Origin of the sequence: Prevotella sp. P6B1 (assembly GCF_000702825.1) — a bacterium.
Taxonomy (GTDB): domain Bacteria; phylum Bacteroidota; class Bacteroidia; order Bacteroidales; family Bacteroidaceae; genus Prevotella.
Map to the genome: position 1 here is coordinate 15,477 of NZ_JNKF01000016.1, position 20,059 is coordinate 35,535.

Consider the following 20,059-nt stretch of genomic DNA (forward strand, 5'->3'; position numbering starts at 1 on the left):
AAACAATGGAAGTAATACAGAGTTTTACGATTGACCACACGCACCTGAAGCCAGGCATCTACGTATCGCGTGTGGATAAAGGTTTCACCACATTCGACCTGCGCATTACCGAACCCAACAAGGAGCCTGCTGTTGCCCCTGCTGCCATACACAGCATTGAGCATCTGATGGCTACCTGGTTCCGCAACAGCCGCGCCAAAGAAGATGTGGTATATGTAGGGCCCATGGGCTGCCTGACAGGCATGTACATCATTATGCTGGGCAACTACACCGTTGAGGATATGCGCCAGCTCACCATTGAGTGTCTGGAGTGGATTCTCACACAGGACGAGGTGCCTGCTACACGTCCAGAGGCATGCGGCAACTACCTGCTGCACGACCTGCCCATGTGCAAATGGGAGTGTGCACGCTATCTGGATCGCCTGAAAAACGATTTCCACTCGGAGTACACCAAACTGCAGATTACACTCGAAGACGGCAAGGTTTTCGCCGACGCCTGAATCGACAACAAACATCAAAAAGAAATCCCCACCTCGATTGAGATGGGGATTATTCTTTTTCCGGATGTAAATAAATAATTACTTACGGAGACCAAGAGCCTTGATGATAGCACGATAACGATTGATATCGTTATTGTACAGGTACTTCAGCAACTTACGACGCTTACCTACCATCATGGTCAGTGAACGTGCAGTGTTGTGATCCTTGTGATTCTTCTTCAGGTGCTCTGTCAGGTGAGAGATACGATAGGTGAAGAGAGCAATCTGAGCCTCTGCAGAACCTGTATCAGTGGTGCTCTTACCATACTGACCGAAGATCTCCTCCTTCTTTGCCTTGTCTAAATACATAACTTTAATGTGATTAAAAAAATTGTTGCAATAACATTTTTCAAACGCGATTCCCGCCTAATCACCAGTGGGTTACGTCGTCAAATGCTTCGGATTTTCCGAAATGCGGCTGCAAAGGTACAACTTTTTTTCGTTTCCACAAATTTTTTCCGAAAAAATGTGTAACTTTGCACCCGAATTTAAGTATTTTCGTATGCAGGATATCAGAAACATTGCAATTATCGCACATGTTGACCACGGAAAAACAACACTCGTGGACAAGATGATGCTGGCTGGACACCTGTTCCGTGACGGACAGAATCTCAGCAATCAGGTACTGGATGCCAACGACTTGGAGCGCGAGCGTGGTATCACCATTCTTTCAAAAAACGTCAGTATTAATTGGAAAGGCGTTAAAATCAATATCATCGACACTCCAGGACACTCGGATTTCGGTGGCGAGGTAGAGCGTGTGCTCAACATGGCCGATGGCTGTCTGCTGTTGGTTGATGCTTTCGAAGGTCCTATGCCACAGACACGATTCGTGCTGCAGAAGGCACTCGAAATCGGACTGAAGCCTATCGTTGTAGTTAACAAGGTAGATAAGCCAAACTGCCGCCCTGAGGAGGTTTACGAGATGGTATTCGATCTGATGTTCTCACTCAATGCCACCGAGGAGCAGTTGGATTTCCCCGTGGTTTACGGTTCGGCTAAGAATGGCTGGATGAGTGAGGACTGGCAGAAACCTACCGACAATATCACTTATCTGCTTGATAAAATCGTAGAGATGATTCCCGCCCCAAAGAAGGAGGAGGGAACACCTCAGATGCTCATCACATCGCTCGACTATTCGAGCTATCAGGGTCGTATCGCCGTAGGTCGTGTACACCGTGGCACCCTGAAGGATGGCATGCAGGTAACCATTGCACACCGCGATGGCACCATGGAGAAGACTAAGATCAAGGAACTGCACACCTTTGAGGGTATGGGACATGTACATACCGAACAGGTGGAGTGTGGCGACATCTGCGCTGTCATCGGACTGGATAAGTTTGAGATTGGCGATAGCATCTGCGACCTGGAGAACCCAGAGCCACTGGCTCCTATTGCTATCGACGAGCCTACCATGTCGATGCTGTTTATGATTAACGACTCGCCTTTCTTTGGTAAGGAGGGTAAGTTTGTGACCTCGCGCCATATTAACGACCGCTTGGAGAAGGAGCTGGAGAAGAACCTGGCCCTGCGCGTGACACCTTTCGAGGATAGCACCGATAAGTGGATTGTATCAGGACGTGGCGTGCTGCACCTCTCAGTGCTGGTTGAGACCATGCGCCGTGAGGGCTACGAGTTGCAGGTTGGTCAGCCTCAGGTAATCTACAAGGAGATCGACGGTGTGAAGCACGAGCCTGTTGAGGAGCTCACTATCAACGTGCCCGAGGAGTTCTCATCAAAGATGATTGATATGGTAACCCGTCGTAAGGGCGAGATGACATCGATGGAGAGTCAGGGCGAGCGCGTAAACATCGAGTTCGATATCCCATCGCGTGGTATCATCGGACTGCGTACCAATGTGCTCACAGCCAGTCAGGGCGAGGCCATCATGGCCCACCGCTTTAAGGAGTATCAGCCATACAAGGGCGAGATTGAGCGCCGTGTAAATGGTTCGATGATCTCGATGGATACTGGTAACGCCTTTGCTTATGCCATCGACAAGCTGCAGGACCGTGGTAAGTTCTTCATCGATCCAGGTGAGGATGTTTACATGGGTCAGGTAGTTGGTGAGCATGTTCACGATAACGATCTGGTAGTAAACGTATGTAAGGCTAAGCAGCTTACCAACGTGCGTGCATCGGGTACCGATGATAAGGCTCGCATCATTCCAAAGACCGTGATGAGTCTTGAGGAGTGCCTGGAGTACATCAAAAGCGACGAGCTGGTTGAGGTAACACCAAAGTCGATGCGTATGCGCAAAACGATTCTGGATCACGACCAGCGTAAAAAGGCTGCGAAACAGTGAGCGTAATGATGCTTGCATCGATTACCGAACGCAAGCAGGCTCGACCGTAGGTCAAGGCTAATAAAGTATAAGGTTTATATAGCAAAAAAAGCCTCGCCAATTGGCGAGGTTTTTTTTATGCTTAGAAGTGGATGTTTACATCTAATCCCAGTTGGATAGGTGTTGCTCGCTGAGCAAAGTAGTGAGTTCCACCTACCGCACTCGATGCAACAGCAAACGTGTTGTAGTGCGTATTGGTGAGGTTACGTCCCCAGAGTGATACCAGCACTGGTCCAAAGTCATAATCAGCGTGTGCGCCAGCCACAGCATAGAACTTCTGTGCATAGGTGTTAGCCTCGTCCCACCAAATCTTACCCTGGCCATTCATATTGGCACCAATGGTAAACTTGCCGATGTGCCAGTCAATCATAGCGCTTACTGTGTGCTGAGGAACGAAGGGCACATAGTTGCCATTGTAATCACCAGCGAATATATCCGTATTTGGAGATGTTGAACCACCTACGGTATGCTGGTACTCATCAAACTTAGCATTTGTGAATGCATAGGTTACAGCCCAGTCGAGAGCATTGTCGATAGCCTTTCCACGCAGAGTAGCCTCAATGCCACAAGAGTGACTCTTACCTGCATTGACCATTATGCGACCATAGTTGCTGTTAGGCTCCATGATCGACAGCTGTTGATTGCGAATCTGCATGTAGTAGAGAGCCAAGTCGAAGTGAGTGCTACCACCAAACAGGTTGAGGTGGGTACCAATCTCATAGTTCCAACTCTCTTCGGGCTTATACTGGGTCGTCTCTTCAATAGCATCATAATCGGCTGCAGTGTGAGGTACTGCATAGCCATCTTCGATATTATGCTTGTTTTTATCCATCGCATACTGCTGGTTGGCGTTCAAATCAGACTGCAAAATATCGCTGAACATCTGGAAATTGTATCCACCAGCGCGATAGCCCTTTGATACCAATGCGTAGATATTACCAATATTCTCGTCGAAGCTATAGGTCAGCGCCACCTTTGGCAACAGCTGGGTGTAGCTCTTTGAGCGAGAATCCTGCACGTGCGATGTGAGGTGATAGGTAGCAGTCGCATTAGCCGTACCACCCGTCATGTTCATATAGGCCAGGGCATCGTAGTCAATCTTCACCTTATCTATATTAAAGCGCAAGCCCAGTGTCAGCTTCCAGTTGTCGCCCATCAGGATGTTACTCTCGTGGAAGGCAGCGAAGTTCCAGCTTGGAGTCTTGTACACACCAGGTACAGCCATCTCAGCACTCATGTTTACTCCCATCTTTTCTACAGCAGCCTGTGCAGCAGCCTGGGCAGCCTGAGCGCTCATACCCTGCGCAATAAAGCGCCCTACCATCCCCTGAAGCATCGCGTTCTTCATGGCGTTGGCAATCGCATTGCCGATAGGACCTGTGATACCATCGCCAAAGAGTACAGGCGCATTGGTGTTAAGCCACTGGTACGAAGCGAACAAACCAGTAGCATGCTGCCAACGAGAAGTTCCGTGGTTACGCAGCACAAACTCCTGAGTGACGGCATTCATCTTCTGAGCCTGATTAAGCTGCAGATAATCGCCAGTCATATAGTCCTGGTCCATCAGCATCAGGTCGTTCAGATACTGATAGCTGGTGGTTGAGGTAAAGAGCAAGGCATCTATCTCGTAACCAATGTTCAAACCTGTGGTAAACATGTTACGCTTGTAACCATTCATGATGGTGGTTGCAGGATCCTGAACTGTTTCATCTGCAGGCATAAATGTTGAGCTATATAGTGTTGGCAGATAAGCGAACGGATGGAACTCGCCATAACCAAAACCATTCTGGTTTACATACTGGTAATCAGCAGTCCAGTCGAACTTCAGTTGCTTGTTAGGCTGCCAAATCAGGCGGAGCTTACCACCAGCCTCGTTGGTCAGATCGTTCTTCTGGTCGAAGTTCTGATTATTGATAAAGCCCTTCAGTCCGCTATAGAAACCAGCCACGCTGAATGCCAACTTCTCTGATGGACGATGGTAGTGAGCCACCTCTACATGACTATATAAGCCAGTGCCAATACCCAAACGGATATCTGTACCCTGATAGTTCATGGGATTCTTAGAGTAGATACGTACCAAGCCGCCCTCGGTATTCATGCCATAGAGCGAACCCTGGGGACCACGCAGCACATCGACACGGTCCAACATATAAAAATGGTTGTTGAAAGCCGACTTCGACATCAGGGGGATGTTATCGTAATACACACCTACTGCAGGGTTGTTGATACGCGAACCAATACCACGTACATACATCGACGATGTGAGGCGCGAACCATACGATGGCATTACAAACGAAGGTACATACTGCGAAAGCTGACTCAAATCGTGAACATGCAACTGCTGCAACTGCTCACTACCAAACACGTTACTACTTACTGGCTGAAGGCGCAGGCGCACCTGCTCCTTGGGTTGCGAAACCACCACAACCTCATCAAGATCAATGACCTTACTCGAATCGCTCAACTCCTCTGTGTCAACACGACACGAAGGGGTGGCCAATGCAGTAAGCTGACCACCCAGTGCCAAAAGCACGAAAACAATCTTCTTATTCATTAATTCTACAACTTATAATCTTAATTGCGCTGCAAAGGTACGCAATTTTTGCAACATATGCAATCCACATTTATATGGATTTTTAGAAACACTACGACAAACAGACATACATCAATGCCATTTTGTCAGCATTTATTCACTCGGCACGAACATTGAACATTGAACATTAAACGTGAAACATGAAACATTAAATAAGAAAGGAGTTAGATATGACATTCGACAAGTTTACAATTAAAGCGCAAGAGGCCATTCAGCAGGCGGTGAACACGGCCCAGATGAATGGTCAGCAGGTAATAGAACCTGTACACATACTGAAAGGTGTGATAGAGAAGGCGAAGGACGTTACCACCTTCATCTTCCAGAAGTTGGGTGTAAACGCCCAGCAGATAGAATTACTGGTAGATCAGGAGATACAGCATCTGCCCAAAGTGCAGGGCGCTGGTCAGCCTTATCTCTCCAGTGATAGTAATAATGTACTCATGCGCGCGCAAGAGGTGGCTCAGAAGGGGGGCGACGAATTCGTATCAGTAGAGCCTGTCCTACTCGCCCTGCTCAAGGTTAACTCTACCGCCTCACGCATCATGAAGGATGCTGGCTGTACAGAGAAGGAGATGCAGGCTGCTATTCAGGAGCTTCGTCAAGGACAGAAGGTACAATCGCAAAGTGCCGATGATAACTACCAGAGTCTGGAGAAATATGCCAAGAACCTGGTTGAGATGGCGCGCCAAGGTAAGCTGGACCCCGTGATTGGTCGCGACGATGAGATTCGTCGTGTACTGCAGATTCTGAGTCGCCGCACCAAGAACAACCCTATATTAATAGGTGAACCTGGTACTGGTAAGACAGCCATCGTTGAGGGCCTGGCTGGACGTATTGTGCGTGGCGATGTGCCTGAGAACCTGAAGGACAAGCAGCTCTACTCCCTTGATATGGGTGCACTGGTAGCTGGTGCGAAATACAAAGGTGAGTTTGAGGAGCGTCTGAAGAGCGTAATCAACGAGGTGACCAAGGCCGAGGGCCGCATCATCCTGTTTATCGACGAGATCCACACTCTAGTAGGTGCCGGTGGTGGCGAGGGCGCCATGGATGCTGCTAACATTCTGAAGCCAGCTTTGGCTCGTGGCGAACTGAGAGCGATAGGTGCCACCACACTGAACGAGTATCAGAAATACTTCGAGAAGGATAAGGCCCTGGAGCGCCGATTCCAGACTGTGATGGTAGATGAGCCTGATGAGCTCAGCGCTATCTCTATCCTACGAGGACTGAAAGAGCGCTATGAGAACCACCATAAAGTACGTATCCAGGACGATGCCTGTATCGCCGCCGTACAACTCTCGGAGCGATATATCAGCGAGCGATTCCTGCCTGACAAGGCCATCGATCTGATGGACGAGGCCGCAGCCAAACTGCGTATGGAGCGCGACTCTGTGCCAGAGGAACTCGATGAGATCACCCGTCGTTTGGCTCAGCTCGAAATCGAGCGCGAGGCGATTAAGCGCGAGGGCGATACGCAGAAGATTGCGCAACTGGATAAGGATATTGCCGAACTGAAGGAACAGGAAACCCAGTTCCGTGCCAAGTGGGAAGGCGAACGCCAGCTCATTAATAAAATCCAACAGGACAAGCAGGAGATTGAGAACCTGAAGCTGGAGGCAGAGCGTGCTGAGCGCGAAGGCGACTATGGTAAGGTGGCCGAGATACGCTACTCAAAATTAAAGGCTCTTGAGGACGACATCGCACACATCCAGAGTCAGCTGGCCAATGCACAGGGCGACAACTCTCTGGTGCGCGAAGAGGTTACTGCCGATGATATCGCAGAGGTAGTATCTCGCTGGACAGGCATCCCTGTAACCCGCATGATGCAGAGCGAGCGCGAAAAACTGTTGCACTTAGAGGACGAGTTGCACAAACGTGTGATTGGTCAGGACGAGGCCATCATCGCTGTATCTGATGCTGTTCGTCGCAGTCGTGCAGGCCTGCAGGATCCTAAGCGCCCTATCGCCAGCTTCATCTTCTTAGGCACTACTGGTGTAGGTAAAACAGAGCTCGCCAAGACCCTGGCCGACTATCTGTTTAACGACGAGACGATGATGACGCGTATAGATATGAGCGAGTATCAGGAGAAATACAGCGTGAGTCGACTGATTGGTGCACCTCCAGGATACGTAGGTTACGACGAGGGTGGACAGCTGACTGAGGCTGTGCGCCGCAAGCCATACTCTGTAGTGCTGTTCGATGAGATTGAGAAGGCACATCCAGATGTATTCAACATTCTGTTGCAGGTACTGGATGATGGACGTTTGACAGATAACAAGGGACGTACTGCCAACTTCAAGAACACCATCATCATCATGACCTCGAACGCTACGCACGAACAACTTCGCGCCACTATGCGCCCAGAGTTCCTGAACCGTATTGATGAGATTATCACCTTTACACCACTTACCAAGGAACAGATTGCAGATGTAGTGAAGTTGCAGCTCAAGAAGGTAACGGATATGCTGGCACCTCAGGGCATCAGTCTGGAGTGTACACCTCAGGCCATCAACTATCTGGCAGAACAGGGCTACGATCCCGACTATGGTGCACGTCCTGTGAAACGCGCCATCCAGCAGTTCGTTCTCAACGATCTCTCCAAGAAGCTCTTGGCTGATGAAGTGGATCGCACCAAGCCTATCATCATCGATGATTTTGGCGACGGACTCGTGTTCAGAAATTAAAAGAAAAGGTTGCTCAAACTAAAGAGCAACCTTTTTTCGTTTGTGAATATACAATCCCCTTCGATGTGGTCTGCCTGCCAATCGCCGACCTTGTAAATCATACCAAGAATCATTGCTGTCCTTAACAGTCTCAACGATGGGTGCAACTCCTGTTGTCATAGCATCGAACGAGATGGTACCATCAGCAGCCATCTGGATATTGGAAAGTGGCATAGGCAGTTCCGAACAGTCGTGAACCTCTAAAGTATCAGTCAACATGGGATAAGGTGAAGAACTGAGGAAACGACTATTCATGTGATTGGATTTATCAACGTACTGCGAAAGACCTTTATCATTGAGATAATCAAACCATTGATCAAAGTCCATACCATCGGCATGCAACAGCTCATAGCGATTCGACGAACCATTTACCCTATTAAGATACCATTCATTAGCATCGTAGTCTACATAGGCTATCAGAAGTCCTTTTCCTGGTGCGCCCTTGTCCCACCCCGTCTGCTGGCGATTTTCCAATATATAGAACTTATTATCCCCAATCACCATCTTATACGCTTTGCCGCCATCGGCTACAGGTTTCAGATCTGTAATGGTACAGGGAACGGTGATTTCTTCGAGTGGAAGCCAACCTAACAGATAGCGCTCAAAGGCCGAGAAATTGGGCGGACTCCAACCCCAAGCCGTATAATTACCACCATCCATCAAGTCCCACTCATCGACTACCGAAACCGGTGCGACACTTACATCATAAGTAGGATAAAGATCAGGCAGCCCCAAACAATGACTATACTCATGACAGATGGTACCGATGCCGCATAGATTACCTGTATAAAATTTCTCAGCACTGGCACTATAATCCCTGGCAGACAGATTCTCGCCCACCTGAACACTCACGGACAGTTTACCGGTATTCGGCCAGAAATACTTCGAGTACTGACTATTACCACCATTTCCACCATAGCTCGAGTGAATGAAGATAATCTGATCCACCTCACCATCCTGATCCCAATCGTAAGGCGAAAAATCGATATGCAAGGAGTCGACTGCCTTCTCAACAGCTTCCTTCATCGCTGGTTTAGCATAATTAGGGGAGGACTGACCTTTGGCATTCTTACTGACAAAGACAGGACCAAAAACATCGAACTGCACGTTGAACATACCAAGCGACTGATCGCGGAAATAATCAGCAGCACAAGGCATCGTACCACACGTATTACTGCCTGTGACATTCAACAACTCATGGTAATATGTTTTGGGATCGTCCATACTAAAAGCGGCATCAGCATACTGAAGAAGTATGACAGCCTGACGATAAACACGATTGGGGTCCCAGTTTTGTTTCAGTGGTGGTAAGGCACGTGTCTTCGTGCCTGATGATACTTGCGCATCTTGTATGCAAGGATAGCGCTGTATCATCAACTCTTGTGCGCTGGTAGCAATTGCCACCAGCAGCACAAAAGTGAATGATGTTATTTTGCGCAAGGAGTCCATGGCTTCAGGGTCTTGAAGAAGTCATTACCCTTGTCATCAACCAGGATGAATGCGGGGAAGTCCTCAACCTCAATCTTCCATACAGCCTCCATACCCAGCTCTGGATACTCAACGCACTCAATGCTCTTGATAGAGCTCTTAGAGAGAACAGCAGCTACACCACCGATAGTTCCCAGATAGAAACCGCCATGCTTCTTACATGCCTCGGTAACAACATCTGAACGGTTACCCTTGGCAATCATCACGAGCGATGCACCGTTAGCCTGGAACTCATCAACGTATGGGTCCATACGGTTAGCTGTGGTTGGGCCCATAGATCCACAAGGATATCCCTCTGGCGTCTTAGCAGGTCCAGCATACAGCACTGGGTACTTCTTGAAATAGTCAGGCATACCCTCACCAGCATCCAGACGAGCCTTCAGTTTAGCGTGAGCGATATCACGGGCCACGATGATGGTACCCTTCAGGTTCACACGTGTGCTTACAGGATACTTAGAGAGCTCAGCACGTACAGCATCGATACCCTCGTTCAGGTCGATCTCGATACCCTTGCCACCCTCACCTGGCTTGCGCAGCTCCTCAGGAATCAGCTCTGTTGGGTTGCTGTCCATCTTCTCCAACCAGATACCATCAGCATTGATCTTTGCCTTGATGTTACGGTCGGCAGAGCAGCTAACGCCCATACCGATAGGACAGCTGGCACCATGACGAGGCAGACGGATCACGCGGATATCGTGTGCCAGATACTTACCACCGAACTGTGCACCCAGACCGATCTTCTGAGCCTCCTTAATCAGCTTCTGCTCCAGGTCGATATCACGGAATGCACGACCAGTCTCATCACCTGTTGTTGGCAGACCATCGTAGAACTTGATTGAAGCCAGCTTCACTGTCAGCAGGTTCTTCTCGGCTGATGTACCACCGATAACAAATGCAATGTGGTATGGAGGACATGCTGCTGTACCCAGACTCTTCATCTTCTCTACCAGGAATGGGATGAGTGTTCCCTCATTCTGGATAGTAGCCTTGGTCATTGGGTAGAAGTAGGTCTTGTTGGCAGAGCCACCACCCTTAGCCACCATCACAAACTTATACTCAGCACCCTCAGTTGCCTCGATGTCGATCTGTGCAGGCAGGTTGCAACGGGTGTTCACCTCGTCGTACATATTCAGAGGAGCGTTCTGCGAGTAGCGCAGGTTGTCCTGAGTAAAGGTATTGAACACACCCAGGCTCAGAGCCTCTTCATCCTCGAAACCAGTCCAAATCTGCTGACCCTTCTCGCCATGGATGATGGCGGTACCAGTGTCCTGACAGAAAGGCAGGATACCCTTGCAAGCCACCTCTGCATTACGCAGGAACTGCAGGGCTACATACTTATCATTCTCAGAGGCCTCGGGATCGGTCAGGATCTTAGCCACCTGTTCGTTATGTTCGCGACGCAGCATAAACTCCACATCGTGGAATGCCTGCTGGGCCAACAGTGTGAGTGCTTCCTTGGTAACCTTAACGATCTGCTTTCCTTCAAACTCGGCGGTGCTTACGCCTTCCTTTGTCAACAAGCGGTACTCCGTCTTGTCCTCGCCCACCTGGAACATGGGCGCATACTTAAATTCAACTGTCTTAGCCATAATCACATTTATTTATATGTACAATATTTTAATATCCAAATACTTCTTCGGTTGTCAGTCTCTTCACAGGACCGATCTTCTCAAGTGCTTTCATGTCGAGCTCCTTCTCATCGCCAAGGATGATGTAGCGATAAGTCTTGTTGGCCATAGTCTTCTTCTCGAAGTTCACCATGTCCTGCAATGTCACTTTGTCCAGATTCTCATAAATCTTCTGGTTCAAGTCGAAATCCAGGCCCATATCCTGCATATCGTTCCACTTGTTGATGATGCTCATCTTGGTGGTACGCAGGCTGGCCAACTGCTTGGTCAGTGCGTCCTTAGCAATCTTGAAGGCATTCTCGCTGGCAGGCATCTCGTTCAGAATCTTGTGGAAGTGGTTGATGCAGTCCATCATCTTGTCGTTCTGAGTGATGATGTGGGTCATATAGCTCTCCTTTCCACCCTTCTTGTAAGGACGTCCATAATAAGCTGATGCATTATAAGCCAGTCCACGAGCCTCACGCATCTCCTGGAACACGATACCGTTCATGCCGCCACCGAAGTACTCATTGAATACAGACTGTACAGCAGCCTCATCGATATTCCAGTCGCGATGCTCGTCGTGATACATACGCATGTAGATATTCTTAGCGTCGAATGGAGCAATCCAAACCTCGTTGGTAGGTGTCTGTTGGCGCTCGTACTCCTTGTTCTGTGGTACAGGCATCAGCTTCTTTGGCATCTTATGAGTCTTGGTCACGATGTCAGAAACCTCCTTGACGCTCATAGGTCCATAGTACTCCACGCTGTGCTCATAGCTACTCAGATTCTTCAGCAGGTCAACAAACACCTGTGGGTTGGTATTCTTCAGCTGCTCCTCGCTCATGATATCGCGGCTGTAGTTGCGCTTGCCAAACACACCATAGTTATACAGCCAGTTGAAGTAGGCACGCTGGTCCTTCTTAGCGTCATTACGGCTCTTCAGAATCTGGCCCACCATCTCGTCGTAAGCTGCTTTGTCCACCTTTGCGTTCTGCAGCAGTTCCTCGCCCAGAGCCAGGGCTGCCTGCATATTCTCGCTCAGTCCCATCAGACGCACGTTGATAGCATCGCTACCCTCGCCCACATAGAAGTCGCATCCCAACTCATAGAACTTCTGCTTCAATTCTGCAGCAGTGTACTTGTCAGTACCCAGATAGTCGATATAGTCGGTTGCTACATCATAGCGATTGTCGGCTTTGCGACCGAACTCATAGCGCAGGTTCAGCTGGAACAGTCCGTTCTCTGTATTCTTGACATACTTCATAGGAAGTCCCTTCTTGGTCTTTGCCATGGTGAGATCCTTCTTGAAGTCAACAAACTTGGGCAGAATTGGTTCTACCTTGGTATTCTGCACATCCTTCACAAACTGGCTCATCATGTCGCGATTGGTAGGGATAGCTGTGATGGCAGGCTTATCGATTTTCTTCTGAGTCTCGTCCACGCCCTGCTTCTTGAATACGGTTACATAACCCTCGGTAAAGAACTTGTTAGCAAAAGCCACCAGTTCCTGCTTGGTAATCTTCGAAATACGGTCGATGCTCTCAACCTCCTGTTTCCAGTCCACCTCATTAATAAAGGCATCAACGAACATATCTGCACGTCCCTCGTTGCTCTCCAGCACCTGATAGCGATTGCGCTTGTAGTTGTTGATGATACTCGGCAACAGGTTGTTAGGGAAGTCGCCCTTCTTCAGCTTTTCGATTTCTGAGAGCATCAGACTGCGAACCTCCTCCAAACTCTGGCCCTGCTTGGGATAGCCCAATAACAAGAAACCACCATGATCGCGCAACATCTCTGCACCAGCGCCAGAACGCTGTACCTTCATGGTCTGATTCAGATCGAGGTCGAAGAGTCCGGCACGTCCGTTGCTCAGTACACTCGACAGCAAGTTCAAGGTATCTGCCTGCAGACTGTTGGCCTGCTTAGCACGCCAAGCCACCCATACCTGCTCTGCCTCCTGTCCGATAATTGTAGTATCCTTAGGCTGTGTCAATGCAGGCAGTGGAGCAAACGTTGGCTGTTTTACATCTGCACCTGGTTTCCAACTGCTGAAGTACTTATCGATGATGGCAATGGTCTTGTCAGGGTCAAAGTCACCTGCCATACAGATAGCCACATTGTTGGGGCGATACCACTTATTGAAGTAGTTCTTGATATTCGTGATAGATGGGTTCTTAAGGTGCTCCTGGGTACCGATGGTGGTCTGTGTGCCATAAGGATGGTTAGGCCACAGCATCTTGCACATGGTAGCAAAAAGCTTACGACTATCGGATGTCAGTCCGATGTTATACTCCTCATACACAGCCTCCAGCTCCGTGTGGAAACCACGAATCACCATGTTCTGGAAACGGTCGGCCTGAATCTTGGCCCAGTTGTCAATCTCGTTTGATGGAATGTTCTCTGTATAACAAGTCACATCATTCGAGGTGTAGGCGTTGGTACCCTCGGCACCGATGGCAGCCATCAGCTTGTCGTACTCATTGGGGATAAAATACTGTGCAGCCACCTGACTTACCGAGTCGATCTCATGATAAGCCTTTTTGCGGGCCTCGGGGTCGGTGAGCTTACGATAAGCCTCGTAGCGCTGCTCGATCTCCACCAGAAGAGGGGCCTCTGCTTCGGGATTGTTCGTTCCGAACTTCTTGGTGCCTTTAAACATCAGGTGCTCCAAGTAGTGAGCCAGTCCAGTTGTTTCTGCAGGGTCATTCTTCGAACCTGTACGCACGGCGATGTAAGTCTGAATACGTGGTTTCTCGGTATTCACGCTCAAGAATACCTTCAGTCCATTATCCAATGTGTACATACGGGTCTGCATCATGTCGCCGGGAACGGTGACATACTTGTAGTCTTTGGCTTGAGCATTCATTCCGAATGCCAGCATGGCTCCAACAGCCAATAAAAATCTAGTTTTCATTAGTAATAAAAAAATAAATGTTATATAATCAGCCGCAAAGGTAGACACTTTTAGCGACATTTGCAAAATAATTATCGGGTTTTTATCCAATTTGGAACGTTTTAACCGGAAATAAGTGGATTTATAAATAAATCCGCTTTTCAATTCTCTGTAACATTGGTTTCCTGATGGGTACCAACGAATTCACGACTCTGCTCTATCGGCTCGTACCGGTCTCTATCATACTGAGCGCCACAAGTAACACACTCATAGGTATCCAGATAGTGCTTAACCAGATAAAGAACCTTGAAATCCTTGTACTGATGCACCCTCGTTGTACGCGAATGGTTTTGGACATTGGACTTATCTGTCCTCGTACTACCATCACCCATTTTCCATACGGTTTCTGTCCATGTCTTCCATCTTGCAGTATTGCTCGACACAAGCTTGTCGTACTCACTCTCAGTACACCATTGAAGCGCCTCATCCACAAATGCTGTATTAACACGGGTGTATGAGTCCATCGACTTACACTGAGGACAACGCTGTTCCATGATTTTCCTCATGAAACGGTCCTCAAAACTGATAGCCATATAGGCGATGACAGGCAAGAAGAACCACCACCATACCCCCCATGTCAACATGAGTACAGTCCAGATGTAGATGGATATGATGATCAGAGCGGTGATAACCCACCTGACAGCATAATTGCTCAACCATATAAAAGGATGGCGCAGAGGTATCAGCGCCATGATGATATGCGCCAACAGGAAACAGGTGGCATACAACCAGCAGAATCCGAAGACGAAGACAAGCGCCATGGCAAGGTAATATTTCCAGCCATCCAACTCCTTCAGGTTCAGATTATACCAATAGTAACTCTCGTCGATGAATGAATGACAGACATCCACGATGGCACCCGTGAGGGGAATGGTTTCCAGGAAGAAGGCATTCCTATCTGTACTGTCTTTATACAGGATATGCCCCACACCTGCCACATCAGCCTTTGGGAACGAGATATCAGGTCGCATCTGCACACCCGTTTGGGGATCGAGCACTGACACATTGAGAAACATTCTCACGCCAGAGTCGACACGCTGCACGGTCATACTTTTATCAAAATAATCCTCTATCTCGGCTGGAGTCATCGTTTGGCAGAGAGCCTCAAACTTCTCTTTCGAGATATATCGCGGTCCTATAGGCGAAGTGAGCTGATAGTTATCCAACTCCATCTCAGTGAGGAATTTGATTTCAGATCTTGTCGTTTGCAGATCCGTACCGTCGGATGTTTTCACATCATACGTTACCTTGGAATCTTTTTTCAAACCAATAACACGGACTGTGTCGCCGATATATTCCTTGATATCATCTTTTGAACCTTTGACGATGACAGCGCGCTCATCAATAGCCAAAGGCGAGACAAACCCACGCTGACCGTCGGCTGTCTCCACCCAATAATAAGCCTCATGATTCGTTGGTTTGCCAATGCCCAATACCTGCAGACTATCGCCAGTCTTCAATTTCAGAATCGTGGCGTCACCAGCTTTATAATGCCGATTCCAATAAAGCGTCAGGTCGGCATTCTTGATGACCGTGGCGACTAGTGGATTTTCAGGTATCGCACGACGTGTGCGGACCACTGAAAAGATCAGAACCCCCAGTATGATAATTGCTGGTATCAGGTTTCTCCAAATCAACGAAATCTTCATAGGCTTTTAGTCGTTTATGAGGTTAATTCTCGTAATCAGTCTCGTGGTCGAGTTTCGAAAGGAAATCCTCATAGACATCCTGCTCTACGTCGCCCATCTGGAATTCCTTCTCGGCATCCTTGCGAATCTCAGCAATCCAAGCACGACGTGCTCTGACGTAGTCCTCGCGAATACGTTCGCAGGCGGCCTCGTCAAGTTGGTCGATCTGATAGTAGTCCAGAATCATCTGGTAGCTCCATGCCCAACGATAGTCGGTATAATTGTTATTGATTTCCGAGAAACGGTCGAGCACCTGCTGGATGTTGTCGATGACACCATTCTTGATATCATCTACCAGTCGCTGTTCCTCCGATTCAGGCAGCAGCAGTCCGCTCATATCGATCCATTTGCCTGTACCAACGGTTGATTCCGGAGGTGTGAGCAGCGATGAAGGGGATATTTTCTGCTGGCGCTTCAGCACGGCACCCATGTAGATACGCAGCGCGATATCATAGTATTTCAAGCCCTTGCGTAGCGAGGTGGCATTGATCACGTACTCATGAAAGTTATATCTGGTCACATTGTCGCCCGAAGCATGGCGCAGGTCCTTCAGAATCTGGATACCCTCCATGATCTCACCCACGGTGAATGGCGACAGCCAGTCGAAGTTAATGATCGACTTTCTGGACTGCTTGGAACGCTTGTCGCGCTTGGGCCACTTCTTGATATCACGGTAGAGACCTACGGTAGTGATGTTACGTCCAGGCACCAGGTAGCAGTCATCGCCGTATGCCAACAGATAGGAGAACGGCAGATTACGGGTATCAGGATGGTGCATCAGTTTACCGAAGCAGACAGAGAATGCACCGATGGTAGCAGGCATCAGCACATAGGCGCCCGAAGCAGTCTTAGAGCCTCGTTCCAGCGTACCGTAGTGCATGGGTCCCATCTTGTAAGCATGGTTTGAGAAGTTGGTGTTCGAACCAGCATTATAGAAAGAGAACTCACCGCCGATGAGCAGCGAGCTCTTATGGTGAGAGGCCGAGAACGGGCCACAGAAGGCGGCGCAGGCCTCACCGTTGGCCATGAACGAGTTGGCAAAGAACAGACTGGCCTCGGCCGTAAATCCGTTGGTAATCTGGCAGGCCTCGCCCACGAAACAATCCTGCATCTTCACCGAGTTGTTGATTGAGCAACCATCGCAGATAATCGAATTCTCGCAAATTACGCCAGTACCGATGAATACAGGAGCATCCATCGACGACATCACGGTACACTCAGACAAGCGGGCGGCACCGCTGATTTCACAGTCGCCCTTGATGATGGTGTTGGTGATATCCTTGGCATTGATAATTTTCACGTTGTTACCGATGTAGCCACGATCTGGACGCGACACACGGAGTTCGTCCTCAATCATCTGCTGGAGGGTCTGCTTCAGGTTCTTGTCAGCATTGTGCTTCACCATGAACGATGCGAGCTGGGAATTCAACTCACGGAAGATAGTCACATTGCCATCGCCCATCTCATTAAGCACTGAAATGACCGAACCCTCACCGTAGGTCGCATCGTCGGTGGTCTCAAGGGTGCAGATGTTCGAGATGTAGCAGTCGTTACCGATGGTGTAGTTGTTAATGTAGTTACCGATCTTCTCGATCAGGCAGTCGTTACCAACAGTCACGTTACGCAGGGTGGCATCGTTGATACCCGAATGCTTCATGAACCCCTTGCTGACCTCAACCATCTTGTCGAACGAGCCCAGGCGGATATCGCCGTAGAACATCACACGATGGAAGTTGTACGGTTTAAAGTTCTCGTCGACTAATACGCGCTGCCAGTCCTCAGCCCAGCAGACATTGTTCTCCAAAACATCGATCTCGTTTTGGGTTAGTTTTCTGTAATTACTCATAATCTTGATATAAAAAATCGTTATACGGATATTTCTGTACATGGAGTTCGCGTACACGTTTGTATAACGTATCGCGCAACTCGTCGATGTTTTCTTTCTTCTTGGCCGAGATGAATAGGCACTCCAAGTAGTGCTGGTTCTCGCCGGTACGTGCCATCCATGTCTGCTCGAGGTCGTCGAGGGTCAGATTCTCCTTGGTGGCAGGTGTCAGGTCGTCTTCCTCCTTCTCCACCCAGGTATAGGCGTCGATTTTATTGAAAACCAGCATGGCGGGTTTGTCGGCACATCCCAGTTCCTTCAGTGTTTCCTCCACCACACGTATCTGTTCCTCAAAGTCGGGGTGTGAGATATCCACCACGTGAACCAGCAGATCAGCCTCGCGCACCTCGTCGAGGGTGCTCTTGAACGATTCTACCAGGTCGGATGGTAACTTACGGATAAAACCAACGGTATCAGCCAAGAGGAATGGCAGATTGTCGATGGTCATCTTGCGCACGGTGGTGTCGAGGGTGGCGAAGAGTTTGTTCTCGGCAAACACCTCGCTCTTGGCCAGCAGGTTCATCATGGTCGATTTTCCCACATTAGTATAGCCCACGAGGGCAACGCGGATCAGTCGGCCACGGTTCTTGCGCTGGGTTGTTTTCTGCTTGTCGATTTCTGCCAGGCGCTGTTTCAGCAGGGTGATACGTTGCAGGATGATTCGGCGGTCCATCTCCAACTGGGTTTCACCAGGACCACGCAGTCCTACCGAACCCTTACCTCCGCCCGAACCCGAGCCACCACCCTGGCGCTCCAGGTGCGTCCAGAGTCGCTGCAATCGAGGTAGCATGTATCGGTGCTGCGCCAGCTCCACCTGAGCCTTGGCCTCGGCAGTCTGCGCGCGCATAGCAAAGATATCGAGAATGAGCGAGGTACGGTCCAGGATCTTCACCTGCAGTTCCTTCTCGATGTTACGCATCTGCTTGGCAGAGAGTTCATCGTCGAAGATCACCATACCCACGGGCTGCGGGGCGTTCGACTCATCAAGCAATCCCTCGGCAAAGAGCGAGGCATCCTGCGCGTCGAGCCAATCGTCGTACGCATCCTGACATTGTTTAATATAGTCCTTGATTTCCAACAGTTTACCGCTACCCACATAGGTAGTCTGACTGGGTCCACCCACCTTCTGGGTGAATCGCTTCACGGTCACTGCTCCAGCCGTATCGGCCAGGAACTCGAGTTCGTCGAGATATTCTTTGGTTTTGGCCTCGTCCTGCTCCTTGGTAATCAGACCTACGAGCACGGCAGTCTCGGCCTTGGCTTCTGATATTACAAATTCCTTCATATTGGGTACAAAATTAAACAAATATCTCCGTGAGCGGAAAAAAATGATGTTAATCCGTGTTAATACGCCCTTAAAAAGAATTATTCGTTGTATTTTTGCAGGCAAATTAGGAACCAAACTTAAAACAAATAGTATTATGAGAGTAATTATTCAGAGTGACTATCAGAAAATGTCACAGTGGGCAGCAAACCACGTCATCGAGCGTATCAACGAGTTCAATCCAACCCCCGACCACAAATTTGTGCTGGGTCTTCCCACCGGTTCATCGCCTGTAGGCATGTACAACGAGCTGGTTGAAGCCAACCGTGCAGGTAAGGTTTCTTTCCAGAATGTGATCACCTTCAACATGGACGAGTATGTAGGTCTGCCTGAGACTCACCCTGAGAGTTATCACGCTTTCATGGCACGCAACCTGTTCGACCACATTGATTGCCCCAAGGAGAATATCCACATTCTGAATGGTAATGCTGCCGACCTGCAGGCCGAGTGCAAGCACTACGAGGAGATGATCAAGGAGGCAGGTGGCATCGACCTGTTTATCGGTGGCATCGGTCCTGATGGTCATATTGCTTTCAACGAGCCTGGTTCTTCACTGAGCAGTCGCACCCGCATGAAAACCCTGACTACCGACACCCGTATTGCCAACAGCCGTTTCTTCGGTGGTAAGCCCGAGAACGTACCCGCCCATGCGCTGACCGTAGGTGTTGGTACCGTGATGGCTGCCCGTGAGGTAATGATTTTGGTGAACGGTCATGGTAAAGCCCGCGCCATGCAGGCAGCCATCGAAGGAGCTGTTAACCACATGTGGACTATCTCTGCGCTGCAGATGCACGAGCACGGCATCATCGTGAGCGATGAGGAGGCAGCCGACGAGCTCAAGGTTTCTACCTACAAGTACTTCAAGGATATCGAAAGCTATCAGCTTTTGTAACATTGAACTTTGAACATTGAACA

The 20,059-nt window shown here is 49.1% G+C and carries 12 protein-coding genes; 4 read left to right on the forward strand and 8 right to left on the reverse strand.

Features of this window, described 5'->3' with window-relative positions; translation table 11 throughout:
- The first annotated feature begins 5 nt into the window (after positions 1–5).
- Positions 6–500 (forward strand): S-ribosylhomocysteine lyase, encoded by a 495-nt coding sequence (locus tag T495_RS0113290; protein ID WP_028902583.1) that lies wholly within the window; start codon positions 6–8, stop codon positions 498–500.
- 78 nt (positions 501–578) lie between these two features.
- Here T495_RS0113290 and rpsO read toward each other — a convergent pair whose 3' ends face one another.
- The gene (gene rpsO / locus T495_RS0113295) at positions 579–848 is read right to left on the reverse strand and encodes a 30S ribosomal protein S15 (protein ID WP_028902582.1); all 270 of its coding nucleotides are present in this window, start codon (positions 846–848) and stop codon (positions 579–581) included.
- 193 nt (positions 849–1,041) lie between these two features.
- Between rpsO and typA the strand changes: the two genes are divergently transcribed.
- Positions 1,042–2,844, forward strand: a complete 1,803-nt coding sequence (gene typA, locus T495_RS0113300; protein ID WP_028902581.1) for a translational GTPase TypA — start codon at positions 1,042–1,044, stop codon at positions 2,842–2,844.
- A gap of 121 nt (positions 2,845–2,965) precedes the next feature.
- Here the strand turns inward: typA and T495_RS0113305 are convergent, their stop codons facing one another.
- The gene (locus T495_RS0113305; protein WP_231495115.1) at positions 2,966–5,437 is read right to left on the reverse strand and encodes a TonB-dependent receptor; all 2,472 of its coding nucleotides are present in this window, start codon (positions 5,435–5,437) and stop codon (positions 2,966–2,968) included.
- A 209-nt stretch (positions 5,438–5,646) separates the two neighbouring features.
- Between T495_RS0113305 and T495_RS0113310 the strand changes: the two genes are divergently transcribed.
- Positions 5,647–8,157: an ATP-dependent Clp protease ATP-binding subunit gene (locus tag T495_RS0113310; protein WP_033149051.1), complete on the forward strand. Its 2,511-nt coding sequence runs from the start codon at positions 5,647–5,649 to the stop codon at positions 8,155–8,157.
- 18 nt (positions 8,158–8,175) lie between these two features.
- Here T495_RS0113310 and T495_RS0113315 read toward each other — a convergent pair whose 3' ends face one another.
- The 6 genes from T495_RS0113315 to hflX form a co-directional block, all read right to left on the reverse strand.
- Positions 8,176–9,645, reverse strand: a complete 1,470-nt coding sequence (locus T495_RS0113315) for a M6 family metalloprotease domain-containing protein (RefSeq protein WP_081832137.1) — start codon at positions 9,643–9,645, stop codon at positions 8,176–8,178.
- Positions 9,624–11,273: a fumarate hydratase gene (locus T495_RS0113320; protein ID WP_028902577.1), complete on the reverse strand. Its 1,650-nt coding sequence runs from the start codon at positions 11,271–11,273 to the stop codon at positions 9,624–9,626. Before T495_RS0113320 ends, T495_RS0113315 begins: the two co-directional genes overlap by 22 nt.
- A gap of 28 nt (positions 11,274–11,301) precedes the next feature.
- Positions 11,302–14,208: a pitrilysin family protein gene (locus T495_RS0113325; protein ID WP_033149053.1), complete on the reverse strand. Its 2,907-nt coding sequence runs from the start codon at positions 14,206–14,208 to the stop codon at positions 11,302–11,304.
- Positions 14,209–14,348: 140 nt separating this feature from the next.
- The gene (locus T495_RS0113330) at positions 14,349–15,896 is read right to left on the reverse strand and encodes a hypothetical protein (RefSeq protein WP_155993699.1); all 1,548 of its coding nucleotides are present in this window, start codon (positions 15,894–15,896) and stop codon (positions 14,349–14,351) included.
- A gap of 22 nt (positions 15,897–15,918) precedes the next feature.
- Positions 15,919–17,781, reverse strand: coding sequence for a DUF4954 family protein (locus T495_RS0113335; protein WP_033149055.1), 1,863 nt, complete (start codon positions 17,779–17,781; stop codon positions 15,919–15,921).
- Complete coding sequence (hflX, locus tag T495_RS0113340) at positions 17,774–19,105, reverse strand: GTPase HflX (protein ID WP_028902573.1); 1,332 nt, start codon at positions 19,103–19,105, stop codon at positions 17,774–17,776. The genes T495_RS0113335 and hflX overlap by 8 nt, the downstream gene beginning before the upstream one ends.
- Positions 19,106–19,241: 136 nt before the next feature.
- Between hflX and nagB the strand changes: the two genes are divergently transcribed.
- Complete coding sequence (gene nagB, locus T495_RS0113345) at positions 19,242–20,036, forward strand: glucosamine-6-phosphate deaminase (RefSeq protein ID WP_033149056.1); 795 nt, start codon at positions 19,242–19,244, stop codon at positions 20,034–20,036.
- Positions 20,037–20,059 lie beyond the last annotated feature (23 nt).